Origin of the sequence: Pseudomonas sp. 50_B, assembly GCF_017491625.1 — a bacterium.
Taxonomy (GTDB): Bacteria; Pseudomonadota; Gammaproteobacteria; order Pseudomonadales; family Pseudomonadaceae; genus Aquipseudomonas; species Aquipseudomonas danubii.
This window is the reverse complement of record NZ_JAFGYX010000048.1, coordinates 1-5,788: the sequence shown is the minus strand read 5'-3', so window position 1 is coordinate 5,788 and position 5,788 is coordinate 1. Positions and strand designations below refer to the sequence as shown.

General features: G+C 57.6%; 9 protein-coding genes and 1 pseudogene. All 10 read right to left on the bottom strand.

Annotation, left to right across the window (positions count from 1 at the left end):
- Window positions 1–75, bottom strand: a 75-nt coding sequence (locus J5M73_RS30730; RefSeq protein WP_016234036.1) for a phage minor tail protein G, incomplete at its 3' end; no start/stop codon positions are given.
- A 15-nt stretch (window positions 76–90) separates the two neighbouring features.
- Window positions 91–831 carry a phage tail protein gene (locus tag J5M73_RS30725; RefSeq protein ID WP_001349920.1) on the bottom strand — a complete coding sequence of 247 codons (741 nt, stop codon included), beginning with the start codon at window positions 829–831 and terminating at the stop codon, window positions 91–93.
- 7 nt (window positions 832–838) lie between these two features.
- Window positions 839–1,234, bottom strand: a complete 396-nt coding sequence (locus J5M73_RS30720) for a phage minor tail U family protein (RefSeq protein WP_000683105.1) — start codon at window positions 1,232–1,234, stop codon at window positions 839–841.
- Window positions 1,231–1,809, bottom strand: coding sequence for a phage tail protein (locus J5M73_RS30715; protein WP_000975070.1), 579 nt, complete (start codon window positions 1,807–1,809; stop codon window positions 1,231–1,233). Before J5M73_RS30715 ends, J5M73_RS30720 begins: the two co-directional genes overlap by 4 nt.
- 11 nt (window positions 1,810–1,820) lie before the next feature.
- Window positions 1,821–2,174, bottom strand: coding sequence for a head-tail joining protein (locus tag J5M73_RS30710; protein WP_000752979.1), 354 nt, complete (start codon window positions 2,172–2,174; stop codon window positions 1,821–1,823).
- Window positions 2,175–2,185: 11 nt separating this feature from the next.
- Window positions 2,186–2,584 (bottom strand): DNA-packaging protein FI, encoded by a 399-nt coding sequence (locus J5M73_RS30705; protein ID WP_000158919.1) that lies wholly within the window; start codon window positions 2,582–2,584, stop codon window positions 2,186–2,188.
- Between the two features lie 41 nt (window positions 2,585–2,625).
- Entirely contained in the window at window positions 2,626–3,651 is a 1,026-nt protein-coding gene (locus J5M73_RS30700) for a major capsid protein (RefSeq protein WP_000063280.1), read from the bottom strand.
- 55 nt (window positions 3,652–3,706) lie between these two features.
- On the bottom strand, window positions 3,707–4,039 hold the full coding sequence (locus tag J5M73_RS30695; RefSeq protein ID WP_001297109.1) for a head decoration protein: 333 nt from the start codon (window positions 4,037–4,039) through the stop codon (window positions 3,707–3,709).
- A gap of 9 nt (window positions 4,040–4,048) precedes the next feature.
- Complete coding sequence (locus J5M73_RS30690) at window positions 4,049–5,368, bottom strand: S49 family peptidase (protein WP_000123343.1); 1,320 nt, start codon at window positions 5,366–5,368, stop codon at window positions 4,049–4,051.
- Window positions 5,349–5,788, bottom strand: a pseudogene (locus J5M73_RS32000) (phage portal protein); the annotation flags it as partial. The gene J5M73_RS30690 and the pseudogene J5M73_RS32000, both read right to left, overlap by 20 nt.

Here is a 5,788-nt window from a genome sequence, read left to right as displayed (position 1 = left end):
GCGCTGCAGGGCTGACAGTTCAGAAAGCGTGACGGTCACACCGTTATGTTCAAATGATTCGGTTTTCAGGAACATCGCTGACTCTCCGGATTAACTGGCGGTGACGGTAATTTCTGCAACCGCAGCAAACTCACCATTACCGGATACAACCGGAATGTTGACCTTGCCTGCAGCAACGCCGTTCACGGTGATGGTCATACCACTGACCGACACGGTGGCTTTTGTTTTATCCGCAGACACCGCACGAAAGCTCTTGTCGGTTACGCCCTCCGGCTGGAAGGCCACGGTCAGCGTGGTGCTCTGCCCTTTCACCACCGAGGTGCTGGCAGGCGTCACGGTCATGCCGGTTGCCGCTGTTACCGTGCTGCGATCTTCTGCCATCGACGGACGTCCCACATTGGTGACTTTCACCGTGCGGGTGATCACTTCCTTCGCCGTCACCGCCTTACCGATACTGCTGACCCAGCCACGGAACACATCGACCGTGCCGTTCGGGAAGCGGATTTTATAGGCACGGGTATCGCCTTCATTAAACCACGCCAGCAGCGCCTGCTGCCCCTGCTCTCCGGGCATCCACGCCAGCGTGAAGCTGGTATCTCCGGCAGATTTCTGCCCCTGCCCGGTCGCAGTCCAGTCTGCATCTTCATCATCGAGATAGCTGTCGTCATAGGACTCAGCGGTCAGTTCGCCGGGCGTCAGGTCTTTAACTTTTGCCAGACGCGACCAGTCAACGTCTGAAAGCGGATTCGCGTAAGGGTCACCGCTCCCCTTATAAACCCACAGGGTGGTCCCGGCACCTTTCACCGGCATTGTAGGATTTGGTACAGGCATAGCGTCCTCACATTTCATAGGTAATGACATAAGTCAGATCGGCTGAACTCCACAAGCCCGCATCATCGTCGCGCCGGTAGTCATAGCCGCTGGCCACCATACTGGTGATCAAATCTGACAGTGCCGGGATATCGCTCATCACCGGATAAATCCGGGACTCCATCCACGCATCCAGCTCTGAATCCGGCACCTGAGCAGGCAGGAAAACTTCGATATGCAGCTCCGCCTGCCAGGTATCGCTGTCCAGCTCTTCGCCCGTGTATTCAGCGCCGGTGAGATAAACGGCAACTGCCGGAAAATCCGCCTCATCAAAAACAGCGGGGCGACCATCAAAAAACGTCGCCCCGGTGTCATGCTTCTCCAGTGCATCCAGTACGGCTGCACGGAGTTCAGTATGTTTCATCGCTTTATTACCATCCTCAGTTGATGCTGCAGCGCATAGCCCAGCTCTTTCGGAAGACGTTCACGCCGTATCCGCTCAATATTTTGTTTAAACGCCGTGGTCAGCGGCACCGCCATCGGGATTTTCACCACATCAATGGGGTAACGGTTTTTCCCAGCCACACGCTGCATGACATGCCACCGGCCATTTTTCAGTTGCTGAATAAACGCGCCGGGAATACGACGGTTACCCACCACAAGCACGCTGCCGCCACCTTTCAGGGATGAACGCTGCCCCTTTTTACGACGCCTGCGGCGCGAAAGGACAACCCGCGCATTACCCAGCTTGATTACGGGCAAATCCCCCCGGTTAACTTTGATTCTGGCCTGCGGATTTTTGACCGTGGCCCTTTTCAGCCTGGCCCTTTCCTTTACCAGTTTCCGGCGTACCTTTGTCTCACGGGCAACCTGTGACGCCGACTGCGATATCGCGGATGAAGCAACGCGGTTAATGGCCATTGCGGCGGCACCAGGCACCGCCGTTTTGCTGATACGGCTGAGGTTTTCAACGGCCTGCTCAAGACCTTTTATGGCCATACATCCCCCTTTCAGCGGCGACGGTTAACGGCAGGCGGTACGCCCCGTCCAAGCCAGAGATGACAACTTCCGCCATCATCCGGCGAAACCCGATCTACCCAGAAATTTTCCTCACCGATGGTCAGCGTGTCTCCACGCCGCAGCTGCCGCACCTCATCAGTCCGGACAAACAGGGACGGGCTGGAGCCTTCAACGCGCACGCCCTGTCCGGCATAGCTGATATTTTCAGGGTCATCAAAAACACCACGTATCACCGCACCTGACTGCTCACCGGATGTAATGGTGGCTGACGTTCCCATGTACCCGCGTATCGTTTCATCGGCGCGGGCAATGGCAGCATCGAACAGGTTATCGAAATCAGCCACAGCGCCTCCCGTTATTGCATTCTGGCCAGGCCGCGCTCTGTCATTTCGGCTGCCACACCGGCAGAGACACGAAACGCCGTTCCCGGCAGCACAAATGCCACAGGTTCATCCCGCGTGGCGTGAAGTGCATCAGTATGCAGCTTCACCAGTGCCACGACCGTGACCAGTTCAGACGTATCCAGAATCACGGTATCCGGCTGCGCTGATCCCACCTCATTTTCATGTCCGGTCAGCACATTTTCCCGGCTGAGAGGGGTGTCCTGACCGGCAGTTTCATCCGTGTCATCAAGCTCCTCTTTCAGCTCTGCCACACGGAGCGCCAGTTCTTCTTTCGTCCCCGTCAGGCTGACATCACGGTTCAGTTGTTCACCCAGCGAGCGGAGACGGGCAATCAGTTCATCTTTCGTCATGGACTCCTCCACAGAGAAACAATGGCCCCGAAGGGCCATGATTACGCCAGTTGTACGGACACGAACTCATCAGGGTCAGCCAGCAGCATCAGCGGTGCTGACTGAATCATGGTGAACTCACGCGCCGGATCGCCGGTGGTCACCCAGTTTTTCGGGTAACGGGCAGAGGCGTTAATGCCTTCGCGCTGTGCGTCCGCATCCTGAATGCAGCCATAGGTGCGCAGACCGCGTGCCTGAGTGTTCCCCAGCACCATCGTGTTGTCCGGCAGGAAGTTCTTTTTGACGCCGTTTTCCACGTACTGTCCGGAATACACGACGATGGCCACATCGCCATACATCCCCTTATAGGACACCGCTTTGCCCAGGTCTTTCACCGCTGTCTCCAGCTCGGAATTAGAGCCACGACGGGTATCCAGCTTCTCCTTGACGGCTTTGAAGGAACGGAACAGCGCCCAGCCTTTCGGATCGAACACGATGATATTCACCACACCGCTGGCGTTCAGCGCGTAGGCTTCGATATCGTCGGTCGGGTCATACGTGGACTTGTCACGCTTGCTCCACTCCGTGCCGCCGGACTGCGTGATGTTATTCTCCTCACTGCGGCCCATATCCACCTCAACCGGATCGAAGGCTTCACCGGTCATGGTGTATTTGCCCTTAAGCACGGCAGAAACTGCCTGCATCTCTTCGACCTGAGCAATGGCCAGCTCTTCGTCACGCATGTTCTGCATGATGATGCGACGGCGGCGGTAAGCCGGGTCCGCCAGATTCTGCGGATCTTCATCCGGCAGGCGACGCAGGGTCATCTGCGGATTCACTTCATGCTTCGGCTTGACATATCCCGGCGTAAATTCAGAGGTGGAGCCGCCACGGGAACGGATAACCTCACCGGAAACAATCGGCGAAACGTACAGCGCCATGTTTACCAGTCCCGGAATTTGTGAGAGATAGACTTTCTCCGTGGTGAAGGGATAGCTCTCACGGAAAAAGAGACGCAGAAACAGCGGATCAAACTTAAATTTCTGCTCATTTGCCGCCAGCAGTTGGGCGGTTGTGTACATCGACATAAAAAAATCCCGTAAAAAAAGCCGCACAGGCGGCCTTTAGTGATGAAGGGTAAAGTTAAACGATGCTGATTGCCGTTCCGGCAAACGCGGTCCGTTTTTTCGTCTCGTCGCTGGCAGCCTCCGGCCAGAGCACATCCTCATAACGGAACGTGCCGGACTTGTAGAACGTCAGCGTGGTGCTGGTCTGGTCAGCAGCAACCGCAAGAATGCCAACGGCAGCACCGTCGGTGGTGCCATCCCACGCAACCAGCTTACGGCTGGAGGTGTCCAGCATCAGCGGGGTCATTGCAGGCGCTTTCGCACTCAATCCGCCGGGCGCGGTTGCGGTATGAGCCGGGTCACTGTTGCCCTGCGGCTGGTAATGGGTAAAGGTTTCTTTGCTCGTCATAAACATCCCTTACACTGGTGTGTTCAGCAAATCGTTAACGGCATCAGATGCCGGGTTACCTGCAGCCAGCGGTGCCGGTGCCCCCTGCATCAGACGATCCAGCGCAGTGTCACTGCGCGCCTGTGCACTCTGTGGTGCTGCGGCCAGAATGCGGCGGGCCGTTTTCACGGTCATACCGGGGGTTTCTGCCAGCACGCGTGCCTGTTCTTCGCGTCCGTGAGCCTCCTCACAGTTGAGGATCCCCATAATGCGGCTGTTTTCTGCCGCAACCGCTGCGGTGATCTGCGCGTTCACGTCCGGCTGCGCCGCGCTGGCGTTCTCGCCCTCCGTCGCTGGCACCACGTCAGTAACGTCAGCCTGCGAAGCAGTGGCTGAAACAGTTGTTGATTGAGTCTCTTTGGTCATTCGCCCTCCTGAGAGACGGGATTTACGTGCATCCAGTGCATCACGCATGACGGTGATCGCATCGGTGCTGTTAACAAGTTCATCAGCCAGTCCGGCATCAATGGCCTCCTGACCGCTGTACACTGCAGCCTCGGTATCCAGCACAACCTGCACGGACAGGCCGGTATATGCCGACACCTTCTGCGCAAACATCTGGCGGGTTGCGTCCATCCGGGACTGCAGTGTCTCCCGGACGTCATCCGGAAGATGGCTGTAGGGGTTGCCATCCACCTTATGGCTGCCGCTGTAAATCAGCGTGATTTCCACACCCTGTTTCTCCAGCGCAGCACCGTAATTACTGTGAGCCATCATGACGCCGATGGAGCCTGTCCGGGCGGTCTGCGTGACCAGACGCCGGGAGGCGGCACTGGCAAGCAACTGACCTGCACTGCAGTTCATGTCGTTGGCAAGCGCCCATACCGGTTTTATGTCACGCACACGGGCGATGATGTCAGCGCAGTCAAATGCCCCCGCCACCATCCCGCCGGGCGTGTCCATATCGAGCAGAATGCCGTCCACCATCGGATCGCTGGCAGCCTGTTGCAGACGGGCGATAATGCCGTTGTAACCGGTCATCCCCGAGTACGGCTGCAGCGCCCGCGTCCGGCTGACCAGCGTGCCGGACACCGGCAGCACGGCGATGCCGTTCATGACCTGATAACTGCGGGCCTGTCGTGGTCCGTCATCATCACCGGATAATGCCAGCGTCGCGAGTGCCTCCTGGGCAGTCAGGCTGTCGCCGGACACCGCATCCGTCAGGCTGCTGATCCCAAGCTGGCCTGCAAGCGCACAAAAGAAAACCCGCGCATAGGCGGGTTCAAGCATCAGCGGCTCATTAAAGGCCATGCTGGCAATATGCGGGAGATTACGCAGCTCTGCTGTCACTCTTCTCCTCCTCTGTTGATTGTCGCAGCCCGGATTCAAATGCTGCAGCCGCCCAGGCGGGCGGTTTAAGACCGGCTGCACGGCGCTCCATCGTTTCACGGACCTGCTGGGCAAAAATTTCCTGATAGTCGTCACCGCGTTTTGCGCACTCTTTCTCGTAGGTACTCAGTCCGGCTTCTATCAGCATCACCGCTTCCTGAACTTCTTTCAGACCATCGATGGCCATACGACCGGAGCCTATCCAGTCGCAGTTCCCCCAGGCACTGCGGGCTTCCTGAAAACTGAAGCGCGCTTTTGAAGGTAACGTCACCACGCGGCGAACGATGGCCTCTTCCAGCCAGCACAGAAACATCTGGCTCGCCTGACGGGATGCGACGAATTTTCGCCGCCCCATAAAGTACGCCCACGACTCGTTCGCAC